The 24,143-nt window shown below is 32.7% G+C and carries 21 protein-coding genes; 4 read left to right on the forward strand and 17 right to left on the reverse strand.

Annotated features, from left to right (window positions below):
• Positions 1–367: 367 nt before the first annotated feature.
• The 3 genes from F0000_RS28540 to F0000_RS00575 all read right to left on the reverse strand — a co-directional run bounded on the left by F0000_RS28540 (position 368) and on the right by F0000_RS00575 (position 4,029).
• Complete coding sequence (locus F0000_RS28540; RefSeq protein ID WP_149622743.1) at positions 368–2,083, reverse strand: M36 family metallopeptidase; 1,716 nt, start codon at positions 2,081–2,083, stop codon at positions 368–370.
• A 23-nt stretch (positions 2,084–2,106) separates the two neighbouring features.
• Positions 2,107–2,982: a M36 family metallopeptidase gene (locus F0000_RS28545; RefSeq protein WP_149622744.1), complete on the reverse strand. Its 876-nt coding sequence runs from the start codon at positions 2,980–2,982 to the stop codon at positions 2,107–2,109.
• A 417-nt stretch (positions 2,983–3,399) separates the two neighbouring features.
• Positions 3,400–4,029: a DUF1330 domain-containing protein gene (locus F0000_RS00575; protein WP_149622745.1), complete on the reverse strand. Its 630-nt coding sequence runs from the start codon at positions 4,027–4,029 to the stop codon at positions 3,400–3,402.
• A gap of 401 nt (positions 4,030–4,430) precedes the next feature.
• Between F0000_RS00575 and pfkA the strand changes: the two genes are divergently transcribed.
• From pfkA to F0000_RS00590, 3 genes are all read left to right on the forward strand, one after another.
• Positions 4,431–5,420 (forward strand): 6-phosphofructokinase, encoded by a 990-nt coding sequence (gene pfkA, locus F0000_RS00580; protein ID WP_149622746.1) that lies wholly within the window; start codon positions 4,431–4,433, stop codon positions 5,418–5,420.
• A gap of 47 nt (positions 5,421–5,467) precedes the next feature.
• The gene (gene gap / locus F0000_RS00585) at positions 5,468–6,469 is read left to right on the forward strand and encodes a type I glyceraldehyde-3-phosphate dehydrogenase (protein WP_149622747.1); all 1,002 of its coding nucleotides are present in this window, start codon (positions 5,468–5,470) and stop codon (positions 6,467–6,469) included.
• Between the two features lie 77 nt (positions 6,470–6,546).
• Positions 6,547–7,416, forward strand: coding sequence for an N-acetylglucosamine kinase (locus tag F0000_RS00590; protein WP_149622748.1), 870 nt, complete (start codon positions 6,547–6,549; stop codon positions 7,414–7,416).
• A gap of 57 nt (positions 7,417–7,473) precedes the next feature.
• On the opposite strand, the gene F0000_RS00595 is transcribed toward F0000_RS00590, so the two are convergent.
• The 5 genes from F0000_RS00595 to F0000_RS00610 form a co-directional block, all read right to left on the reverse strand.
• Positions 7,474–7,815, reverse strand: a complete 342-nt coding sequence (locus F0000_RS00595; RefSeq protein ID WP_149622749.1) for a hypothetical protein — start codon at positions 7,813–7,815, stop codon at positions 7,474–7,476.
• A gap of 66 nt (positions 7,816–7,881) precedes the next feature.
• Positions 7,882–9,702, reverse strand: coding sequence for an ATP-binding protein (locus F0000_RS00600; RefSeq protein WP_149622750.1), 1,821 nt, complete (start codon positions 9,700–9,702; stop codon positions 7,882–7,884).
• Positions 9,703–9,712: 10 nt separating this feature from the next.
• Positions 9,713–10,297, reverse strand: coding sequence for a DUF4202 domain-containing protein (locus F0000_RS00605; RefSeq protein WP_149622751.1), 585 nt, complete (start codon positions 10,295–10,297; stop codon positions 9,713–9,715).
• 257 nt (positions 10,298–10,554) lie between these two features.
• Positions 10,555–10,725, reverse strand: a complete 171-nt coding sequence (locus F0000_RS27570) for a hypothetical protein (protein ID WP_188111984.1) — start codon at positions 10,723–10,725, stop codon at positions 10,555–10,557.
• A 6-nt stretch (positions 10,726–10,731) separates the two neighbouring features.
• A complete protein-coding gene (locus F0000_RS00610) occupies positions 10,732–10,947 on the reverse strand; it encodes a hypothetical protein (protein ID WP_149622752.1) in 216 nt (71 codons plus the stop codon).
• A gap of 307 nt (positions 10,948–11,254) precedes the next feature.
• On the opposite strand from F0000_RS00610, the gene F0000_RS00615 reads away from it, so the two are divergent.
• Entirely contained in the window at positions 11,255–12,034 is a 780-nt protein-coding gene (locus tag F0000_RS00615; protein ID WP_149622753.1) for a DUF6503 family protein, read from the forward strand.
• Between the two features lie 202 nt (positions 12,035–12,236).
• On the opposite strand, the gene F0000_RS00620 is transcribed toward F0000_RS00615, so the two are convergent.
• From F0000_RS00620 to nirD, 9 genes are all read right to left on the reverse strand, one after another.
• A complete protein-coding gene (locus F0000_RS00620; protein WP_149622754.1) occupies positions 12,237–12,854 on the reverse strand; it encodes a hypothetical protein in 618 nt (205 codons plus the stop codon).
• A 10-nt stretch (positions 12,855–12,864) separates the two neighbouring features.
• The gene (locus F0000_RS00625) at positions 12,865–14,718 is read right to left on the reverse strand and encodes a hypothetical protein (RefSeq protein ID WP_149622755.1); all 1,854 of its coding nucleotides are present in this window, start codon (positions 14,716–14,718) and stop codon (positions 12,865–12,867) included.
• A 53-nt stretch (positions 14,719–14,771) separates the two neighbouring features.
• Complete coding sequence (locus F0000_RS00630; protein ID WP_149622756.1) at positions 14,772–16,733, reverse strand: DUF4280 domain-containing protein; 1,962 nt, start codon at positions 16,731–16,733, stop codon at positions 14,772–14,774.
• A 37-nt stretch (positions 16,734–16,770) separates the two neighbouring features.
• Entirely contained in the window at positions 16,771–17,340 is a 570-nt protein-coding gene (locus F0000_RS00635) for a hypothetical protein (RefSeq protein WP_149622757.1), read from the reverse strand.
• A 2-nt stretch (positions 17,341–17,342) separates the two neighbouring features.
• Positions 17,343–18,707, reverse strand: a complete 1,365-nt coding sequence (locus F0000_RS00640; RefSeq protein ID WP_149622758.1) for a hypothetical protein — start codon at positions 18,705–18,707, stop codon at positions 17,343–17,345.
• A 19-nt stretch (positions 18,708–18,726) separates the two neighbouring features.
• Positions 18,727–20,403 (reverse strand): PAAR-like protein, encoded by a 1,677-nt coding sequence (locus tag F0000_RS00645; RefSeq protein WP_149622759.1) that lies wholly within the window; start codon positions 20,401–20,403, stop codon positions 18,727–18,729.
• A 2-nt stretch (positions 20,404–20,405) separates the two neighbouring features.
• Entirely contained in the window at positions 20,406–21,254 is an 849-nt protein-coding gene (locus F0000_RS00650; RefSeq protein WP_149622760.1) for a hypothetical protein, read from the reverse strand.
• A gap of 2 nt (positions 21,255–21,256) precedes the next feature.
• Entirely contained in the window at positions 21,257–23,125 is a 1,869-nt protein-coding gene (locus F0000_RS00655; RefSeq protein WP_149622761.1) for a type VI secretion system Vgr family protein, read from the reverse strand.
• 621 nt (positions 23,126–23,746) lie between these two features.
• On the reverse strand, positions 23,747–24,124 hold the full coding sequence (nirD, locus tag F0000_RS00660; RefSeq protein WP_149622762.1) for a nitrite reductase small subunit NirD: 378 nt from the start codon (positions 24,122–24,124) through the stop codon (positions 23,747–23,749).
• Positions 24,125–24,143 lie beyond the last annotated feature (19 nt).

Here is a 24,143-nt window from a genome sequence, read left to right on the forward strand (position 1 = left end):
GTTGGTTTTTGAGCCTGAGAATTGAGTTTGAAAGATTTATAAGAAAAATAACAGTGAATACTGATATGTCATAGCGCAAAGGATCCTGCACATTTATTTTGCGTTAGTTTCTGATGGATTTGAATATTAAATCTAAAGGAAAAACATATTTTTATAAATAGAAACATCAATTTTAGGATCTTATTATACGAATGTTTTTCTATGTATTAGAAATTAAGATATTAGGGGATTTTTCTTTTTAGATGCGAATTACAAATTTAGTAAGAGGCGATCTAAAAAGATCACCTCTCTTGTTCATGGAGCTTAGGGCGTCTAGGATACTACTATCCACAGCATAAAAATCGTATCAAATCGTATTTTGAGGATACTAAAATTTAATAATTTTTTCCTGAAAGTTTATTGACTTTCCTTTGATATTCAAAAAATAAATGCCAGATCTGAAATCATACAAATCCAGCACAAATTGATCAGATAAGACTACTTTTTTGTTAAGGATTATTTTGCCATTGATAGCTGTTATTGTGATGGAGACATCTCCAAGGTTATGATTTGTCTTAATCGTCAGGATATTCTCTGTAGGATTAGGAAATATTTTGAAATCTTCAATTTCGCTAAAATCATCTACGCTAAGTGTTTGGCAATTCGCTAAAGTTGGATCTGTATTAGGGGGGAAGGTAAAATCTTCTACCTGATCATATCTGCTATCACTAGTACCCTGAGAAGCATTTAGTCCTACACCTCTTGCAGCAAAAACTTCCCAAATCATACATTGATCAACTCCTCCTGTTAATGCCTGATCTGATGCCAAAATAGCATTCCTGCCATCTACAAAACCTGGGTCGCAGGATAAAAGTTTAACACCATCCGTAACTACCTGGATTACTTTATTATTTCCACCTGTACCATTGTACAAATCAGAATCAAAACCATATTTTTCAATATATTTCCAGGTTAAATCCCATAAAATTGAAGACCAGATGGATCCAATACCATGAGGGATAGAAAAAGTATCTTCATCATTAGTATCTGCATAGGTAACTGGATTCAACGTTGTATTAGTTGTGTATGGAAAAGGACGAATTCCTTTAGCATCTGCATCCTGTCCAAGAATAAAAGTTCCCACCCCTCTCACCATTTCTGGGGTATCTGTAGGTGTCATAGTTAACATCAGTCCGTACCAGTCAGACCATCCTTCGCCCATCTGCTCCGGACCACTTAAACACTCTGAATTGGATGCGCCTCCTGTTAAACGAATTGTTAATCCGTGAACATATTCATGAACTAATACCAGATTGTCTAAACCGCTATCAAATAAGTTATCTTTCGGTAAGGTCATATTAATTGTTTCTCCATTAATAAGAGCATCAATAATGGCTTCACCTTGAGTCTGATTTATTAAGAAAGAGGGAATAACAGTAGTAACCCCCAGAAAAACAGCTTCTTGAGAAGAAGGTTGTCCTGGAGTGTCGTTTACCACTATGGCAGCAATTGCTCCGGCTTGCTCAACGGCATATACTTTTGCATCAAATTCACATGCAGAAGTTTCGCGGATAACGGCTATTTTACCAGTAAGTTCTGCAGTGTTTACAAGGGTGTCACAAGCATCATGTGTGTCAGTAGAGTTGCCTTGATCGTTAGTATCTTCTACTAATACCAGATCAGCCGTAATGTCTGTAGAAAAAGACAGTCCAAAATTAGAAGGAGCAACTGAGTAGGTGCCAGATAAACTTCCTGAGTTTATAACCACCTCATCTTTTCTTTTATACCAGGAACTTAATATAATATCTGGGCTTGTGCCATCTGGTGGAACCCGAATCGAAGCACCATTTTCTGCGATACCTAAAGCATTTATTGCAAGTACAAAATCATTATCAGCACCTCCATTTCCGTAATTATTTTCCTGAAAATTACCACTTGCCTCATCAAAACCATATTGGTATAAAATATCGTGAGCTATATTTACAGCATAGAATGTATTTGTAATAGATGCATTAGCGTCATTTGTTAGATCTTCACTTCCAGAGTATGGAAAATTAAAATTTAGTGTAGCTCCTCCATCTGGAGAAAAGTCATTATCATCCATAGCATGTGCATTGTTCCCTCTGGTTATAGTAAATTCAGCTCCGTCGACCCATTAGTATCGTGCCATCCAAAGGGTGATGCGATATTGTTTGAAGGATCAGAAACTAACTGTGTGCTGCCGTGATTGGGACTTTCAGTAGGAAAAGGAAAAACATTATATTGTGATCCATTCCCAAAAGTATAAACAGGTTTTTTAGGTAATTCACGGTTCTTTTTGACTGAGGCAGGCACAAATTTTACATGGTTATCAAAATCGCAATGCAAAGTCCAGTTCTTTACATCGATTACCTCTCCAGAGATCGCATCTACACGTATGCTATACCAATTTTCTGTTTTAGAAGAATGAATACTAAAATCCCAGGCTAGTTGCAAGCTGTTATTGATTTTCTGAAAAACTAATTTTACAGGGATCTCCTTTTTAGAAATTTTTCCATTCGAAAATATATATTGATTTTTGCTTTTTGATGTCTGCATTTTTAGATCAGAAACCTCGCCTAATTTAAGATGTACTGCGGCATTTTTTATAGCAGATATCGGTTGAATTTGAGGAGTAAAATTTGTACCTTTTGCAGCGATATCAGATACAAAGCTATTCGAAAAATAAAAAATTGAAGTATCCTTAATAGCTATCCCGGATATCGCATTTTTAATTTCGATACCTTTATAGGTTTGTTGCAGATAAACGTGGGTTAAGTTTGTTTTTTTTGAATAATATGATTCATTAATTCTAACATCTTTAATATCCTGATCTGTAAATTGGTATTTGTTTTTATTCTGAAGCAGCCATTCCTGAATTAATGATTGGTATTTGTTTTCTGAAGAATTGTCTTGTGATGATACCAGAATAGGTATCATAATGAAAACAAAAAGCAGTAGTTTTAAAACGTTATTTTTTTTCATATTGAGTCAGATTTATGTGATGTTATGACAGCGCAACAAACAATTATATAAGAACGTTTTGAGCGTATAAGTTTTAAACCTTTAATGATGTTAGTTAAATTTAAAAAACATAGACCATCAACTGATATCAATACATAGTTTATAAACACTGTCTTTAGAAGTATTTGTTAATTAAATAACTAAAAATCATTTTTTTGATTTTAAACAGTTTGTAATGGGAAACTAATACGATTTGTGATTAAAAAATTCGTATAAATTCATTGAATTATTTTTTCTTTATGCAAGGCAAAAAAATCAAGCATAGCCATAGCTACGGTTTATTTTTTAAACGAAGTAGAAAGGAAAAAGAAACGATGAATATGCGAAATTTTTAGTTATAAATCGTATAAATAATTCTTACAATTTTTAAAAATGATATTACAAAACACTATACTGCAAACAATCACCTTGTAAGCATTGTTGAGTTCTAAAATCATCTGATAGTAAGATACCACCATTTTTTACGATTAATCCTACCGTAGGTCTGGCAAACTCTTCGAGATATCTAGGGAGATCTAAATGATTAAGATTTACTATAAGGTAATGCGCTCTGTCAATAGAATCATCAAAAACCCCTGGTATTTGGAAAGATGCGCCAGAGTGATAGGCTAAATCAGAAGTAGCTCTGCATGCAAGGTATTTCAATTTTTGATAAGACTCAAAGAACATTTCTCCTAGTTTTTCGTTAGGAAATTCAATTACAATATTAATGTCTTTACACGTTCTTTCTAAGCATTCTTCGGGGATACCTAATGTTAAAATTTTTCCACCTTTTGCGGAGACTAGATTTTTTAATGCATTAATATATGCATCATACTTCACTTCATTGTTGATATTAAATCGAATGAAATGATACCGTCTTTTTAAAGGATCTGTATTGTTTTTATAAGCTTTTGTATGAGTGAGGTTCTCTGATTTCTCATTGAAATTGTTTTCAGTAGTACAGGAAATTTGCAAAAAAAATACCAGTGCAAGTACTAAGATGTTTTTAGAATTTTTTAATAACATGTTTATAGGTTTTAAAATTAATATTGGTAAAGGTTCTAAAAATGCGAAGTCGATTGAATTGTTACGTTTAACTTTTTTTATTTCCTAAAAAATGGCTGAAATTCGTCTATATTTCGTTACTTTTTTTGTCTGTAGTGCTACTATAGACTATAAAAAGCACCTCATCTGATCAGATTTCAACTCATTTTCGGTTAAAATAAAAAGTCAAGATGAGTTCGTATATTTCTATTTTAAATTAAGTAATTAAAACCGCTTTTTTTTCCTTATTCTGCAAAAATCTTAACTAAAATATAGTAGGATCGTATATTTTTTGTCGGTAATACTCGAATTTATCAACCGAAAACGTTTTAGTTTTTAGTTAGATTAGGTTATTAAAGCCAATAACGATAGCTTTGATTCCAATGACAAAGAAGGTTAAAAATATCGCCGTACTTACATCTGGAGGAGATGCTCCCGGAATGAATGCTGCAATTCGGGCAGTTGTAAGAGCTTGCAGCTATTACAAGGTAAATTGTTTTGGAATCTATAAAGGGTACGAAGGTCTGATACATAATGAGATTGAAGAACTAAATGCACGTTCAGTAAGGAATATAATCAATAAAGGAGGTACTTTTCTTAAATCTGCTCGTTCTAAGGAATTTAGAACTGAAGAAGGAAGGAAAAAAGCGTTTGATAATCTAGTTAAAAATAATATTGATGCCCTTATTGTAATAGGTGGAGATGGTAGTTTTACTGGCGCATTAAAATTATCAGAAGAGTATGGTTTTCCTGTTGTAGGGATTCCGGGTACTATTGATAATGATATTAATGGTACTGATTATACCATTGGTTATGATACCGCTCTAAATACTGTAGTAGAAGCTATTGATAAAATTAGAGATACAGCGAGTTCTCATAACCGATTATTTTTGATAGAAGTAATGGGCAGAGATGCAGGAGATATTGCTCTCAACTCAGGGATTGGCGCAGGAGCAGAAGAGATATTAATCCCAGAAGAAGATATGGGAGTAGATAGGCTTATAGAATCTCTTAGGAAGAGTAAAAAAACGGGTAAAACCTCTAGTATAATTGTCATTGCTGAAGGTGATAAGTCAGGTAAAAATATTTTTGAACTTGGAGAATATGTAGAAGAAAATCTTGAAGAAGATTATGAGGTGAGAGTATCTGTTCTCGGACATATACAAAGAGGAGGATCCCCTAGTTGTTATGACAGAGTATTAGCAAGTAAATTAGGAGTAGGGGCAGTAGAGGCATTGCTAGAGGGCAAAAGTGAGGTAATGGTAGGCATTGTACATAAAACAGTTACCATCGTGCCATTAACAACAGCGCTGGAAAAAAGGATTCATAAGCACGATCAATTAATTAAAGTTGCTGATATAACTTCAGTATAATTATAACCACGTTTTTTTTAAATCAAAAAACAACTAAATTATTAAATATGAGTACGTTAAAAATTGGAATTAACGGTTTCGGTAGAATTGGAAGAATTGCATTTAGAATCGCTTCTAAACGTGAGAATGTAGAAATAGTAGCAATTAATGATTTGTTAGATGTAGAGCATTTGGCATATTTGTTAGAATATGATTCCGTACACGGAAAATATGATGGTACGATCGAGGTAAAAAATGGAAACCTTATCGTAAATGGAAAAGAAATTCGTATTACTGCAGAACGTAATCCGGAAGAATTAAAATGGGATGCAGCAGGTGTTGATGTAGTAATGGATTGTACAGGTATCTTTACTACGCTGGATAAAGCAGATGCACATATCAAAGCAGGAGCAAAAAAAGTAGTAATCTCAGCACCTTCTGCTGATGCTCCTATGTTTGTTATGGGAGTTAACCATACGGAAGCAAAAGCAACGGATACAATTGTATCTAATGCCTCTTGTACGACAAACTGCCTAGCTCCAATCGCTAAAGTTATTAATGATAATTTTGGGATTGAAGAAGGATTAATGACAACAGTACACGCTGCTACTGCTACGCAAGCTGTTGTAGATGCTCCATCCAAAAAAGATTTTAGAGGAGGACGATCTGCCTTAAATAATATCATTCCATCATCTACAGGAGCGGCTAAAGCTGTTGGTAAAGTAATTCCTGAATTGAATGGTAAGCTTACGGGTATGGCTTTTAGAGTACCTACGGCGGATGTTTCTGTGGTTGATCTTACTGTAAGAACCAAGAAATCAGTTTCTTATGATGAATTAAAAGCAGTTGTTAAAAAAGCATCAGAAAATGAACTAAAAGGAGTTTTGGCATATACAGAAGAAGCTGTAGTATCTCAAGATTTTGTTGGAGAAGCGCATACATCAACTTTTGATGCTAATGCAGGTATTGCACTTAATGATAATTTCTTCAAACTCGTATCTTGGTATGATAATGAGTATGGATATTCTTCTAAGTTAGTAGATCTATCTACTTATGTAGGAAATCTATAAGAGATATAAAACAATATGCCTCGATGTTTTTATCGAGGCTTTTTTCTTTGTAACACTCACACATAAATAATTTTCAAATGATTTTATTAGCTGACGGCGGTTCTACTAAATGTGATTGGATTCTTCTGGATAACGCAGGAGAGATTGTGTTTAAAACTCGTACAGAAGGTTTAAATCCAGCTGTATTTAGTAAACCTTTATTAGAAGAGAGATTGCGAGATAATAAAGAACTCGCTTCTTATAAAACCAAGATAGATACAGTGCATTTTTATGGAGCTGGTTGTGGGACAGATAAACCTACTGAAATGCTCACAAAGGTTTTTGAAAATTATTTTCCTAATGCAGCAGTAGTTGTGAAAGAAGATATGGTTGCTGCAGTATATGCTGCGACAACAGAGCCAGGAATTGTTTGTATTCTGGGAACTGGATCAAATAGTTGTTATTTTAATGGAGATGAAATAGAAATGACTGTGGATTCTTTGGGTTATATCCTTATGGATGAAGCAAGTGGTAATTATTTCGGGAAAAGACTGATACGAGATTATTATTATAAAAGAATGCCTCCAGAAGTTGCGGCAGAATTTGAGAAGCGTTTTGATTTATCTTCTGATACCATAAAAGAAAATCTATACAAGAAGGAAAATCCAAATACATATTTAGCTTCTTTTGCAGAATTTATTTTTACAAGTGAGCGGAATGGATATTTTTATAAGATTATAACAGAAGGTATCCAGGAATTTGTAGAAACCAGAGTTTTATGCTTTCCAGAAGCACAAAATGTACCTGTTCATTTTATAGGATCGATTGCATATTTTAGTGAAGATATTATCAGAGCAGCTGTATGGCCTTATCACCTTACCGTGGGTAATATAGTAAGAAGACCAATTGATGGTATTATTGATTATTACCGAAATGATGTGATTAATAAAAAACCGAATAAAGTCTGATTTTAGCGTTATATAGATTGAAATATAATGTTTTATAAGAAAGACGTCTTGTCTTTATCAATGATAATATTCAAGAATTATAATTTTTTTTGTGTCTTTTGATTTCCATAAGCTGGGTACAAAAAAATAGGCTCCTTTAAAATCATTATAGTCACACCCAATGTAGAAATCATCATCATCTTCAATAATATTTTCGCAAATATGATGTTGCATTCTTGCATTCCAAAAATCTTGATTCTCTTCTTTTTCTAACCAATCAATCGTATCACGCTCCGAGATAACTCCGATTTGGATGTCTTCTTTTTCTAATAATTCTGAGACTTCAGTTTCTTTAAGGTGTTTGATGAACTTTTGACTAATGATTTCTTCTTTCCATATTTTCTTGGAATTCCAATTCATTAGATATTTTATATTTTTTTTGTTTTCTTTCAATGTTGATAATTTTAGGGAGGTTATTAGTAAGAATTATGATTCGTTGATTGTGTAATTAAGTGTAACTCTGGTGCCTTTTTGAGGAACTGAACTGATAAAAATTCTACCGTTGATGTAATTCATGCGTTCCTTCATAAAAAATAAACCCATTCCTCCTTCAGCATTATTTTTAGGTTTTGATGGAATTTTAGAGATATCAAACCCTTTGCCATTATCATCTATGACAATACTGAGCACAGATTCTGAAATTTGTACTGAAACAAATATGTAACCGGATTTAGCATACTTTATTGCGTTGTTTACAGCTTCTTGTGTTACTCTGTATAAATTTGTTTCTACAAGAGAATTGAGTCTCAATTCAGAGTTTGTTTTGTTTTCGAAAAGAACATTTTTACCAGTTAACTTAGAAAGTTCCTGGACCATTTTCTGGAGTGCGATACAGATGCCATAATCTTTTAATTCTGGAGGGGTAAGATTAAATGTAGCCATCCTAATACCCTGAATAAGATCTTTGGACAGCTGCTTCAAGCCATCAATTTTTTGTTTTGTTTTTTCTATATTATCGGTGTTTATAGATTCTATATTGAATTTTAAGGCAGTAAGCATCTGACCAATACTATCATGAATTTCTTTTGCAATTCGTTTTCGTTCCTCTTCTTGTGCCTCTACAATCAGGCTGGCATTGGATTTCTGTAATTCCTCTTTCTGCTGATACTTAATAGCAGTCAGTCGTTCTACTTCCTGTTGTGCTTCTTTTCTTGTAGAGATATCAGAGCAAAGTACAAGCCTTTCTGAAGTATTAGATTCTCTAAAAACAGTAAGAATAGAAACATCAAGCCAAACTTTTTTGCCAGAAATAAATTCAAATTCAAACTCTTCATTAAATACTCCACCTTTATTCTGAGCAATTAATTGAAGTAGTCTATTTTTCTGAACTTCATTTAGATCCATTAATTCTGCCAGGTTTTTTTGTGTATATCCCTGATTGATATTTAGTAATTTACCAAAACGCTCTCCGAGACTCCTTACCGTTCCACGCTCGTCTACTCGTGCATATAATAGAGTTTGATCAATAGCCTTGGTGAGTGATATTAACTCTTGCACATTTTCATTTTGAGCTTTTCTTAGCATTTCTGCATGAGCAGCCATATCATTTGCATTTTGCTGGGATATTAAAAGATTAGAGATTGTTTTTTTTATACTTAGGGCAATTGGTCTAAAAAGAAGAAAGAACTCAGAAATAAGAATAAGAATAATAAGACTAAATACAAAATATTCTATTTTTTTAAGGCTTGATATTTTTTCTTTCGCTTCTTTCTCATACCGAAATACAATCGCATCCATCTGATCAAGAAAAAGAGGTTCTGTAGCGATTACAGATGTAAGATGGGGTCTTAGAAGCTCAGGATTTATAGAATCCTTTTTTGTTAATCTGAGGACTTGTAAACTATTTTTGTATATGGTTTCAAAATAAGGCTGTAAGACAAGAAACATTCTCTTAATTTCTGTGCTATCATTTCTTCCTTTTTGTATAGAATCATTGTAGTTTTTAAGATTTCTATGAGAACTCTTCCATAGCTTAATAGTATTTTCTAATGCCGCTAGATATTGCGCTTTTGATTTTTGATTTTTTACATAAGAAAGTAACAAGATTTCTTTGGATAATTTCTGACTGAGCATCCGCTGTCTGCCAGATATATTGATAATTTTAGAATCATCGATTTGAGAATTCAGATACCTTTGTATAAAAAATTGCCCTCCAATTGTAAACAATCCAATTGCGCCAAGCGCAATAATATAAATCTTACTGAGACGGTTAAAAGTTTGATGATCTAGAGATTCCCTTTTATTCAATATATTAAGATTAAGATAATGCTTGTTGAATTAAATGTAACCCTTTTTCTGAATATGGAAGTGCCAACGCAGCGGCATGCCCTTTTTCTGACATTTTATTCCAGGTTTTTTGTAAAATAGAGATTACTTTTTCTTCTGTATGTTTCCCTATAAAATCTTGATAATAAAATTGTAGAAAAACAAGACAAATTACGTCTTCTAGTGTTTGAGTATCCGTATCTTTTTTGAGTTTCTTTTTTTGTAGTAAAAAAGATACCCGATCAATAGTTTCTGTATCATAGCCTACTTCTTCTAGTATTTCTGAAGCTTTTGAAGCGTGAAATTTTTTGAGTTCTTTTCTCCATGTGAGATACCCTATACGATCCATGGGGTAACTGTCACGTGGTATTTCCCATCTGCATATATGTTGAGAACGTGCAGCAAGTCTTAAAGCATCAGGAGCATCGGGAAGAAAACTATCTAGTATCTGACTCATGCGTTGCCCGTAGATCAATTCTTTGGAAATCGATTTTTCATTCACAATTTCCTGATTGGGATCGTTACTATTAGCTTTGTCAAAAAGTTGAAAAGCTTGTTCTAGTTTTGTAGCTGGCATAAAAATGGTTGATTTAGCTACAAAGTTAAAAATAAAAAGATGTGTTTGAGGAAAGTTTATTATTTCATTTAATAAATATCAACATGTTTTTCTTCTATCATAAAGAACATATCCAGAGTAGTGCCTAAATCTTTAGAAATTCCGGAAAACGACAAGATTAATGAAGATTCCTGAGTTATACTACTGCTGTTTTAAAAAAAACAAATAAAAAGTGGGGATAGCCCTGCTTACAAAATTCTTAGTTTGTTACACATACCTTAACCAAAACCAACTAGAGAATATCTACAGGAGAAATCTCCGGATCCGGTAAACGGAAAAGCAATAAGACAATCTCTTCTGGTTCTGCAGGGTTGTGCAAAGCCTCCACGGTTGATTTTTTTTTGATTTTTAGTCAATGGCGTTCCTAGGTTTTTAAGTTTTGTTACCATAATGAATTATATGACATAAATATGACATTTTTTTTTAAAAGCAGATAAATCATCGATCCAAAAACGATTGATGGCAGCACCACAAGGTTCACAAGGACAGTCCTTATATGACCAACAAGGCTGAAACACCGGGCATCCACTTGAACGACCCCCATGAATAGATTGTTGCGTTTTTTTAGAGATTAGTGTAAGCCCTTCTAAGTTTAAAATGTTTTTTTTCATTGTGTAATTATTTAATAATAGTATAGAATATAGGTTGTTAAAGAATAGGAAAAAACAATTTTATGGAGTTTGGGTATGAATATGTATATGAATGAATTAATTACAGTGATCGCTGGTGATTCATAAGTTAGTTGTATGCTTGTATGAAGATTTATTATATATTCACCTGCCTTTAAACATAGGTGTTAAGGAATCTCATAGAGATTAATTTTTTTCTAAAAGTAGTGATTAAAAAAGGCTATATTATTTTGTAAGAAAGCTGGTTTTTTACGACTACTTTTGCTAATCCATCATAAAAACCATTACAATGAAAAAAACAACCTTATTAGTAGTATGTACAGTATTGATTTCTGTAATAGGAACAGCACAAAAAGCAACAGATTTAATAAATGAGTCTATAGTGGCAATAGGAGGTAAACAGAATTTTTATAATCTGGCAAATGTAAATTATGATCTAGAATATCGTACACCACCAGGAGATAATGCCATTACACTGCTAGCACATGAAACCTATGCTTTTGATGGAGAACTCTCCCACTCAATTTATAAAGAACACAGTTTAACCGGAGCAAACGGAAAAGTAATAGAAGGGTATGATGGGACGGATGCCTGGGTAACTTTTGACGGGGTGATTTCTGCCGATGAGAAAGCAAATGGAGTGGCGCGTTTTTTAAGAAAAACGAATTACTACTGGTTTGCTATGTTTTTTAAATTAGCAGATCAAGGTGTAAATCACGAATTGTTAGAAGATCAAAAAGTTAATGGAGTTGATTATCATCGTGTAAAAATTACTTTTGGAGATAAAGTAGGGGATGCACAGGATACGTATGTAGTATATATTAACAAAGAAACAAAGGTAATAGATCAGTTTTTATTTACAGTTGTAGGTTTTGGAATAACAGACCCATTCCTAATGACCTTTGAATATGAAACAATAGATGGCATTAAAATACCATCAAAAAGAAAATATATCCAGGCAGATTGGGAAGGAAAAGTACTTGGAAAAGAATATACGCATACTAATTGGACGAATATTAAATTTAATACAGCGATAGATAAAAGTATTTTTAAAAAACCTGCTCAATAAGGTTTTTTATATGTTTTATAATTAGTAGTATACAATACTATTTTTTTAAGCCTTAGCAGTTGATAATTGTTAAGGTTTTTTTATCAAGATTAGCGAGTGACTACATGTGGATTTGTGCTCGGGATATGTTTGTATATTGTTAAAATTAAAGGATCGTGTTAGATCTAATATTTGTAAAAAAGTAGTACTGTTTAAAAAAAAATTAAATATTAAAAAAACTATTGTCATCATTCGGTGGTTTTGGTTTTTTGACGGTAGTAGAAGTATTGGTTATTGTTTTGGGTTTTGATGTAGTAGGAGGTGGGGTTACTTTTTTATTAGTAGGTTTTTCAATTGTTTTTTGAGCGTGAACAGGCGTTGTTTTAGCTGGAAATTCTTTTTTAGAGGTCGCTACTGTTTTTGAAGCAGTATTGCTCTCATTTTGATTAGGATCCTCACCACGTAGCATCATTTCGTCTTCTTTTTTAAAGGCTAGCATCTCGTCCAAAGTAAAATGACGGATAGGGACATCTATAAAGTCTTTTAGTGACTCGATATCATATTTTTGGTATATTTTTTCTAATAAATGTAAAGCTTCTTGTTTAGTAGCATAGCGTTGTTTATGAACTTTTTGAGGTTCTATTGGATAATCAATTTTCCATTTATTACGAGATATCCATGAGAAATTAACAATGTATGCATTAGTATCATCTTGTTGAATTTTTATGTAGTTTCCTAAGATTGGAGACATATGATCTAAAAAACCTAATAATTCTTTTGAATTATATTCTTTAACTATAGCGTCTATTTCTTTATTTTTATCTAAAACGATTGCTTTCATAATAATTGTTTTAAATTTCTGTGTTTGGAGCGTTTTCTGGTAAAACCAAAGCCTTTTTTAAAAAATCTTTTGCATAAGAAGACATAAAGGTTCTGCTTAAGTTATGTGATTTTAGAGATAAATAACCAATACTGCCAGGGATTTCGATCAGGTTTTTTATCAAACTACCTATACCATTATATTTACTTAAATCTTGCTCATCCATTAAATTTTTGTTGTTTTTGTCAATTAACAAATAATGCCGATTGATACTTTGAATAAAATCACTCAGTTTAGACCTTAATTCAATAAATTCAATAACTCCTATACCAAATGTGTGAATATGACTTTGAAAAGATGCATTAAAATCGTTAATGTAAGAAATGTTCTTTTTTATTACATTGTTTTTATCTAATTGTATAAGTTGACTTAATAATAACAAAAGAATTTCAGGGTAATTGGTTTGAGTATTTGTAGATGTATTTCCACTGATTATAAGGTTTTCTAATTTAGAGATAAAGCTATTATAGTTTTTGGAACTATTTCTACTGTTATACGGATCATTACTAGTAATAACTTCTGATTTTTTAACATTATTCTCAAACTTTTTAAATTGTTTAAATTTTCTGTTATTAGGCTCTAACTCAGTATTTTCAATATTTTTAAGAATTTTAATATCGCTTACAAGGAAAGCTTCAAGAATGTTGAGTAAATAACTACTACTAGGCGTATGTCCTGTATAAAAAATGTCGAGAATTGAATTAACCCAATCAAAACCTATCTCTATTCCTAAATCATCATATAGTTTTTTAAACCAATATAGTGCACTATTTTCAACTAAGTCTTCAAAAAAATTCCTATCAGGATCTTGTTGTATTTCATTTAGTTGATTTGCTATTCTACTTTCTAGTTTAACATATACTGGTGTGGAAAAGTCTTTGACGTTAATTAATTTTCTTTTAAAATTATGAAGCACTGAAGAATTTGATTTATTTATAACAGAAATACTCAATTTTGAAGATAGACTTATGACTCTAAAAATATTTGCTAATTGTCTCCAAATTTTAATTAAATCTTCAATATTAAATTTATCATCCTTTAACTTTTTAAAGCTTTCAAGAAAAGTTTCAAAATCTAAATCATTAAAATATTGTTTAGCTTTTTTAAAATATATTCTTTTTTTAAACTTTTCTATTTGTTCTGCAAGTTTTATAACAGAATGATCGGCAATAACTCTTGCCGTTAAATCGTAATCATTATAAACGTTATAAATCTCGCAATCGTCATGGAGTTTACTTTCATCAACTTGATGAGAATCATTAAAAAAAGGAGTGTTTAAATACATAATACTTTTAATAGACCAACTATCTGGAAAATTAGATCTGTTATTAATCACCTTTGTAAACTCATTAATAACATTACCTCCATGAGAATGACCAATTAGATGAATGTATACATCTCTAGAATGCCAATTTAGAAATGTCTTGTCTTCTTTTAGTATTAAATCCGCCAATATATTAGCAGCTTTTGTCCTTTCTTCATCACTATTATCTCCAGACCAAGTAAATTTACTATCTTCTACATAGACTAAATTGTCATACTCTATTGAAGGGAATTGTAATTGTATATTTTTCTTTATATCTATGACTTCTTTATAAAACCCATTCCCCGTTTCTCTGTCGTTATAATAATCTCCACTATTAGCATTAACATTAGAGGTGAAATGAAGATTAATAGGGTCAGTAGTACCTGGTACTAATAAAATTAAATTGATAGGGTTTAATGCATTAACAAGAGGCAAGGAAAAAGATACTTCTTGTCCTGTCTCTAAAAGAGTTCCTTTTGGAGATTGAGTGATTGGAGAATTTGTAGTATCGATATCCATTTATTTGCTTGTTTTATAGAGATTTATAAGAGTTCTACTTATTATTTATCAAATTATACAATTGAACTGTTTTCTTCTTCCTCTTCTATAGAATGGGTAATAGCTTTAATCTTTACATAGGTTTTATCATTTAAATTACCTCCAGTAGATATTAGGTCTTGACCAGTATATGGTAAACCATCATTTACATAGGTTTCTCCATTTTCAAAATTTGGACTAGCACCTTTAATATTAGTAATTACATAAATCCCATCTCCATTTTCTTTATAATTATCTATCATCTCATAATGATTTATTTGATCGGCTAAATCTAATTCTACTGTTTTTGTGTTAGCTTTGGCATTGGCTTGAATTACAATATATAATTCGGTATCAATGTCTACTGCACTTTCCATAAATTCTTTTTTATCAGTATCTGCTACAAAGATTCTCAGTATTCGAGGTTCTAGATTTGTATCATCCCTTGGATCGCTACGACCAGTACCAGAATTGATTCCTGCACCTGTAAGATTACTATTTTCATCGTTTTCATCATCTTCTTCCTTAATTTCTCTAATCACATTCGTAAAAACCTCTCCTTTAGGACCCCCATCAGCTACATAACTTAACCCATCCATTGATGTGTTTAGAGTTGTTAGGTTATTGGATAGTTTATTTAGAGATCCACTGTACTTAGCGCCAATTTTTCCCAAATATTTATTTTTTAAACCATCTATAAAACCTCCAAAATCTCCAACTGATTTTAATGTTAATGATGCCTTATCAATATCTTTCTGAAGATCGGTAGATTCTTCTTCGTATTTTTTTAATTTTTCGTAATACCCTAATTCTGTAAGTTCTTCATCTATTTTAGTTTGTAGTTGACCATTTAAACTCGATCTTACATTTTTAACCGAAACCTTGGCTTTATCTTTTGCACTATTCTTTACCCCAGTCGCCATTACAGTACCTACAGTATCTAGCAATCGTAATGCATTTTGAGCATTTTCATTTTTGTCTAGTCCTATTGTTTTACTTGTATTGGCTAATGTTTCTAGATGTTCTTTGGCAGTTAGTACTGCCTTACTGTTTGTGTTTTTTGTACCTACTTGATTTTGGCCAGAAGCAGTATTACTTACCGAAGGCGTTACTTGGGGAGTATTACTTTTAGGAATTGGTACTTCTCTAATCGTAACTGTGGGTGTGATCTCTGCATTGATAAAATCTTCATAGGCTTTAATAGCATCATTGGTTGCTTGGTCGTAGAGAACAGCATTTCGTTTTTCCTCTTCTGCATTTTGCAGGTCTATTTCATCTTTATCCAGATTTATTACAGTTGCTGTTTCTACTTCCTCCTTGGGCGGTTTATATGTTGTGCCAGTAATTTTAGCGTCTATTTTTTTTCTGAGTTCGGTAATTTCCTCTTCTAGGTCTTCAACTGTATTGTCAGTTTCTTTTTTTAATTGGTTTAGTTTTTGAACCTGGGTATCTAATGTAGTCGCAAGATTTGCGGCTTGTGTATTTTCTAATACAGGTTTTAATCCATCGAATGCCGCTGTCATTCCTTCTGTTACATCTTTTAGGGTTTCAGTAGTTTTTTTCACCACACTATTGACAGCGCTATTAATTTTTGCTTTTGCTTTATCTACAATATTTGGTTTTTTGTTTGCTGGTGGAACTGTTTTAACCGGATCAAACTTAAAAGCGATTTTGCCACCATGTGTACATTGTAGAAAGCTATCTTCTACAAGTGGGGTTTTTTTTTCAGTATTAATCGTTTTTTCTGCTGTTAGCTCCCATTCGCTTGCAATTACAGGAACGCATACCCCACACATTTTACCAACATCACAACTAGGGAAGGGTACTATGTTTGCTCCTGAGATTTTATCTGCTTTTGTAGTAACAGGATTCCCATCAATAAACACACTTTTGGTCATAGATTGGATAACAGAGGGAGTTTCTCCACCACCAGATTTGTCACACACAATAGAAATCCCTGTGTGCGCAACCCGTACTTCTTTTGTCTCTGTAGCCATGATCTTAGCTTTTATTTATAATTAAGAGGTATTCTTGTTATATCTGTAAATAATTATCTGATTCTGGATTCTTCTTTACAGCATCTATAGGTTCTTTTTTTATGGGTGCTTTTTTTTGGATTTCTACTTTTGTTTCTGATTGTTTTATGAGTTCCTTTTTTTCTTGAGGAGCCGCTGTTTCTTTAGTTAGGCCTTCATTTTCTTCTTCTACAAAAGGATCTTCACCTCTAAGCATCATTTCTTCTTCTTTTTTGAATTCGATCATTTCATCCAAGGTAAAATCTTGAATAGGAACTTCTGTAAATCCTAGAACATTGTCAATATGTCCAACTTCATATAATTCTCTAATGATGGCAACACATTGTCCTTTGGTGGCGTAGCATTGTTTGTGAATTTCTCTTAATTTTATTGGATAATCTATTTTCCATAAGAAAGGACTAATTGGATATAAGTATATTTTATATTTAGAAATAATGTTTTCGTAAAGTTTGATTTCTGTGTATTTATTATTAGATAAATAATTTAATGTATCATCTAATTCTTCATAAGTTTTTTTTTTATCCTTAATGTTAATATTATTAGCAATATCCTTAATAAATACTTTCATTTTTAATATCTATTTGAATTAGGAGATAAAGTAATTAAAATTTGAAGTCCTTTTACTGTTTGTTTTTCAATTTCAAAGAATTTGTCTTCATATTCATTGTATAATTGATTTATTTTATCATAGTCGTCTAATGTTTTTTGTAATTTCTTTAATTTTACCCAAGAGACAGGATCACTTTCAGATAAACTTCTAAAAGGATGAACCGTCCTTTCATTCCATATTTTTTGCTTTTTTGCTTTTAATTCTTCAATTTCTTTTTTTTTAGCAGGATGTTGAGGGTTAAATTTAAACTCAATTACAAACCAGGATCTAAAACCATTTTTATATCTATTAGGTTTGTAAGTATTAAAATAAACTATCAAATCAGAAAGCTCTTCTTTAAAAAATCTATGATTGTTTCTGTCGTTCACCCATTTTTTGAAAAGATCTGTTGTTACTGCATCTTGTAGTTTGCCTTTTGAGTAATTTTTGAAAAAATTAAAAAAAGATTTTTTAAGAAAAGATTCTGTAGCATTTAATATGTGCCCTGCATAGCTTATAAGCTTTTCTATCGGTTCTAATATTTCTCTAACAGTTAAGTGGTAGTCATAAAATATTTGAGGGACTAAACCATCTGCTTGTAAGATTTTATAAATATCTTCGGGGTCTACTGGGTCATATCTTCGAATTTTTCGTTGCTCTTGATTTTTTAAATGAATAACAGGCTCTCTAAAGCCTTGAACAAAACTTATTTTTATTCCTGCTTTGCAAAACCATTTAATGAAATAGTCTATATCTAATGGTTTGCTTTTAATAGTAGTAACCCCATTTTTTGTAAATCTTGATTCTTCATAAAGTATTTGAGAAGTAGCTAGACCGTTATGTACTTCTGGGGTGACACGATCAACTTTAAATAATATTTTTCCTCCAATATCTAAATTAGAGTTTTCATAGAACTCCGCACAAGCTATTAAAGGATTATTGCCATAAGTGTGCGCGATACTATTATCTCCTCCCTCCCAATAAACATTTAGGTTTGCACCTCCTCTTTTTATAATTAGGATTTGATCTTTACAAGGAATTCTCTCACCAGAAAAGGAAACATCAAAAGCTAACCTTATTTCTTCTTCATCTTTGTCAAACCAAGAAAATTTTGGTTTTAATGTCTCATTAGAATTAAATATTCCTCCTGGCGACCTTCCTTTAAAGATTAATTCTTTTTTACCATCTAAAGTGGGTTTACCATCTAGTCGGTATACATAAAATGTACAGCTACGTATGGTTGGGTCATCATAATAGCATATCAAAGTTTTTTCTTTTCCAACTTCTATAATTGTCTCCTTAGGTGGAGCAGAGTTTGTTATTACAGATTTAACAGAATTTGACATTTAATTGATTTTATAGATGTTATTCCCAATAGGCTCTAAGTGTATATTTTTTATCTTCATCTTTTCCATCTCCAGTTCCACCAGCTCCTCCAGTACCACCTTCACCATTTTTATCATCATCATTCTCATCTTCTTTTTTATTCTTCTTTGGTTTCTTCGGTTTTACATTGGTGACCACGTCACCAGGAGGCAAACCATCTGCCACAAAGCTCATACCATCCATAGATACATTTAGCAATCCTAAGTTTTGACCTGCTTTTGCTATAGCAGCATCATATTTACCACCGATTTTACCAGCGTACTTTTCCTTTAAACCGTCAATATACCCACCAAAATCATCCATTCTTCCTAGATATTTTTCGGCTTTGTCCATATCTTCCTGTAATTCTGTAGATTCAGCTTGGACTTTGTCGATTTTCTTTTGCGCTTTATCATATCCTAGTTTTTGTAATTTCTCATCAAATTCGTTCTGGATTTTGGTGTTTACTTTGACTTTGGAGCGATTAATATTTTTGTCAATAGCACCTTGTGCTTTATCCTTAGCAGTATTTGTTAGGATTTTGGAGACTTCTCCTTTATCAGGAATAGGAGCAGGTCCAGCTTGAGATGGAATATATAGACTATATAATAGCGATAATGCTTTTTTACTATCTTCTCCGTTATCAAAACTAGCATCTTTATTTATGGTAGTCACCTGTTCTGTCATACTGCCGTATTCTGTAGCAGCGATATTTTCTAGATTTTCTTGTTCGATTTTTTTCTGATCCAACCAATTTTCAAGCGGCCCTTTATCCGACATCATAGGAATACCCATTTCCCCACTAGGCTCTGCATCCAGATTCATAAGACTCGCTGTGTTAATCTCGGTATTAAAATGACTTTCTAGCGCATTTATAGAATCCTGAATCCCTTGCCCTATAAAGGCTTGATCTTCTGGGTTTATATCGGCAGTAGCAACGCCAAAAATTCCTGTGTCTTCTAAACTGGGGATTTCAATTCCGTTAATCGTATCAGAAATTTTGGATTTAAGCTCAGGTACTTTTTGTTCTAAAGAGGCTAGTTGCTCGTCTAGCTGTTCTTTAGAAAGATTTGCCTGATCGAGTGCTCCTTTTGCTCCGGTAATCATATTTTGCATAGCAGGAGTATCAAATAGTTGCCCTATAGGTTTTAAGCCATCCAGTGCTGTTCCAATTTCTGTTGAAATACCTTCCGTTACCTTTTTCGCCATATTAGCGGCTTTATTGGCAACTCCATTTATTTTTGCCTTAGCCTTATCCACCATATTAGGCTTTTTAGGTCCCATAATTTCAGATTTCGCCGCAGGAGGCTCAAAGGATACGATTCCTCCACCTGTGGTACATACAAAATCACTATGTTCTACTAACGGAATAAATTTCTCAGAATTCACGGTAGGCTCCGCTATGTCAACCCAATTGGTTAATGCTGGAACACAAGCGCTAATTAAGGGATTGTCGCATTTAGAAAATGGTGGGATATTTGTGACAGGTATTTTATCCATTTCAGTTAGGATCGGTTTACCTCCAATCGTAACCGTTTTAGTAGTTGATTTCATTGCAATCAACTCTTTGCCCGCTTTACACTTATCACATTTTATAGTAAACCCTTCGTGTGAGATCCGTTTCTCTATCATAGCTGGTTCAGCTCCTTGTGGAGGTGGTGTTGGCTTCTGTGACATACTTACATAGCTTTTAATTTGCTGATTTGCCGATAGCTATAGATTCCTGGTATTTCTATATTTAATAATAATGTAGCCTCTTCTACAATATTATGATCATTTAAATCGATAGCTTCAAAATAGTCGCCTTCTATTTTTATATTATACCTATGAACATCAAAAAGATTACTGATCAGTGCTGATGCGCTTTTTTCATCAAACCGTGGAGTATCTATATTTCCGGATCTTACTATTTGATACCCCAGCGTTTCTTCATTCATTGCTATAACCTTAGTATCCATGCGAAATGGTAATGCTGTAGTATCAAAAAAATCATATAGTACTTTTTGTTGTTTAATGGAATTCTCTGCCAATAAGTTATATTGATATATCGGTGGGAATAATAAGGAGGCAACTTCAGATTTCTTTACCAGGTTTAAAAATTCTACATGATCATTAATAATGGAATCTACTCCTTCAATAAATTCATCAACATTCTCAAGACTGTCTTTGTTAGTCTTTTTGAAAATAGTCTTATGATCATACCATTCTTCAGAAATTTCTCCACGGTTTACAATAGAAATGATATCTCCGTGCGCATCTGTATATAGTACTAATTTGTTTTGCAAGTTTGCAAGTTGATCTTCTATATCTAGGATATCTTCTTTATTGCTTTGCTCTCTTTCGAGAACCTCTATTGAAAAAAGATACCCAACAGGGTCTTTTCTTATAAATGATTTTTTGATTTTAGTCTGAATTCTATTTTCTATAGGTTCTTCGGGAGATTTTATATATCTATATGTATCGATTTCATATAGTACAGAATATTCATTCTTATAAAAGTCAATATCTTTTTTTGGTATAGTATTCATAATTAGTTAATATTTACCTTACCTCCTAGTACTTTAACTCTGGCACCGTTTAACAAACTGGTAGCTGCCCCCGTTAAATTAAGAACTCCTGCAGTAATTACGGTTAGAATTGCACCGCTTTGGATGTTTGTCATAACGGAACCGGTTATAGCTACTCTTTTTCCGAAAATGCTAACGCTTTTAGATCCATTTATAGTTGCTTTAGATCCAGCTTTGACTTTTAGATCATTACCAGCATCCATTTTGATATTAGCGCCTGCGCTAGAGGTAATATTTGTCGCTGCGGTAGAGGAGATGTTATTCCCTGCATTGACTGTAAGATCATTACTGGCTTCCATTACAATATCTGTAGAGTTAAAGGTAATCTTATTAGGAGCATTAATTGTAATTTCGCCATTACCACCCATAACAATCGTATTACCGCTAGGATCAGCAATGGTGACGCTACCATCAGCGTCATTAAGTGTTACCTGATTGCCACTACGGGTTTTAATAGCTTTAAGGTGGTTATTACCACTCTTAAAACTTTCTGGTACAGAAGAGGCATTCGTTACGCTCCCTTGTACGATAGGTGATTCTGCATTTCCTCCTTCATGACCCACAATGACTTCATCTCCTTTTTCTGGTACAAAATACATTCCTTGTCCTGGTCCACCGGCAAGACTCGCTTGTCTGATCCAGGGAGAAGTTTCTCCTGTTTCTTTTTGCCATGCATATTGTATTTTAACGCGTCCCATCCCTTCCGGATCTACATTGTCTACAACAACAGCGGTTTGTGATTTACTTTTAGGAAAAGCTTTTACAGAAGTTTTAGGATATATATCTGTATCTGCTGTTACTGCTTCAAAAGTATTTTCATAACGCCCATTTTCACTGCAGGTATGTGTTATTTTAGTAACTCTGTATTTGCCATAAGAGGATGCTTCTCCTTCAATAATAATAGTACTTCCCAGGCTAATAGCCGGATTACTACTTTTTCCTTTAATTTTTACCTGATTGACTTCATTTGCCAGTTTTTGTTTGATTACTTGTTCGTCTATCCTGGATTTCATCTGTGGATCATCGTGAGCACTGACAAAAACCTGCGTTTCTTTTTGGTATAACCGATTACTTTTTTGGTTGACTACAGAAATCAATCCCTTATTCCCAGAAGCTAACTCTTTGGTTTTAACTTCATGAAATGAATCATTTAGGTAATCATTAGTGAAATACTTAAAATTATTGGGGATCGCTTCCATATTCATGGATAACTCTAATAGATCATATCCATAGCGCAGGGTAACCGATTCCTTGTCTTCGGGTTTGCCAAATATCAGTTGGGTTCCGTTATAATAAAACCACTCTCCATATTGAGCCGCTAATCGACTGGCATATTGAAAAGAACTTTCTTCTTGCTGTACGCTATAATGAATTGGGACAGATAATTTAGGTGTAAATTGACAGTGTAGCGCTCCCTTGTCATAGCCTGTAAATGTTTTTTCTAAAATTTCGGAGATCCCAATATCTTTATGAGAAGCGTAATGAGGGCCGTCATCTGCAATAATACTGCAACTTTTCCCAATAATATGAACGAGATCTCCGGTGCTTTGATAGAATCCTTTTACAGTATTGATTGTAGTAACAATACCTTTAAATTCTAATATTTCGTTATCATCAAAACCATTGACGGACTGAATCTTTAATAAAAAGATTTCTCCTAAAAAATTAATACTTTCTCCTGAGATGTCTGAAGACGAGGTTTCCAAAACATCTTTTCTGCAAATAAGCTCAAAATTATGATGATCATCGATTTCCTGATATAATCTCAGATTTTTAAAAGCAGGTATGAATTCACTGCCTATATAAATCTGTATGTGTGTATCTGTAGCCATATCTTAGAATTACGAATTAAGTAGTTGTATGTTGATTCTAATTGCGAATCAATTACTGTCTTGTGCCAATTAAACTACTACTGTAATAGGTATTATAATTCTAAAAGTGGAAGAATGGGAGTAGTATGTGGATTAATGTTGTTTTAAGAGGGATGTTTGTAAAAAAATATGTTGATGCCATACTATATTCGAATTCTCCCAGTAAGGAAGTGCCTTTTTACTCAATCCCTTAAAATAAAAGCGATACTATTACCCATTAAAGTTTGTTCTTTTTCGTTAATATTTCAAAATGAAAAGAAGTTGTAGACTATGGTTATCATAATTTTGTTTAAGGCGTTTTTTCGTTTTATTATGAGCTAATTCAGATCAGAATGTAGTTAGAGAAAATTGATATTCCTCAAAAAAAAAATCTGCTTTTTATAACAAAAGCAGACGTTAATTATAGTTTTATATGTTGAATTCATTTTGCGTAGTGGTTTTCAACCGAAAAGTTTGACTTTTTACAATAATGAAGTAGTTTTTTTAGCATAACCATGCTACGGTTAAAAGAACCAGCAAAATTAGCGCGCAAAATGTAAATTTTGTAGGTCAAATCATTACTCAATATGAGTTCGTTGTATATCATTCGGCAAAACCGACATACACAAAATCATCTTCAATTTTTACAGGGTAGGTAGCAATAGGAGGGAGGTCACCATTTAGGTTTTCTCCACTTTCCAGAGAGAATGTTTTTTTATGGAGAGGACAGGCAACCTTAGGTATTCCATTGTGATCACCAATCATTCCTCTGCTAAGTACCATTTCATTTTTTTCAGGTGATAAGTTTTGGCAAGCATACCATGTGTTTAATCTGCTAAAATTAAATATGGCAATTTGTAAATCTTTGTATTTAACACAAGCTCCTCCATCTTTTGGAAAGGCATTAACTGATGCAGCCTTAAACCAAATTTTCACATCATCTAATTTGATAGTTTTATATTTTTTTAGAATTTCTTCCATTTTATTTTAAATTATAAAC

This window comes from Aquimarina sp. RZ0 (assembly GCF_008370685.1).
GTDB lineage: Bacteria > Bacteroidota > Bacteroidia > Flavobacteriales > Flavobacteriaceae > Aquimarina.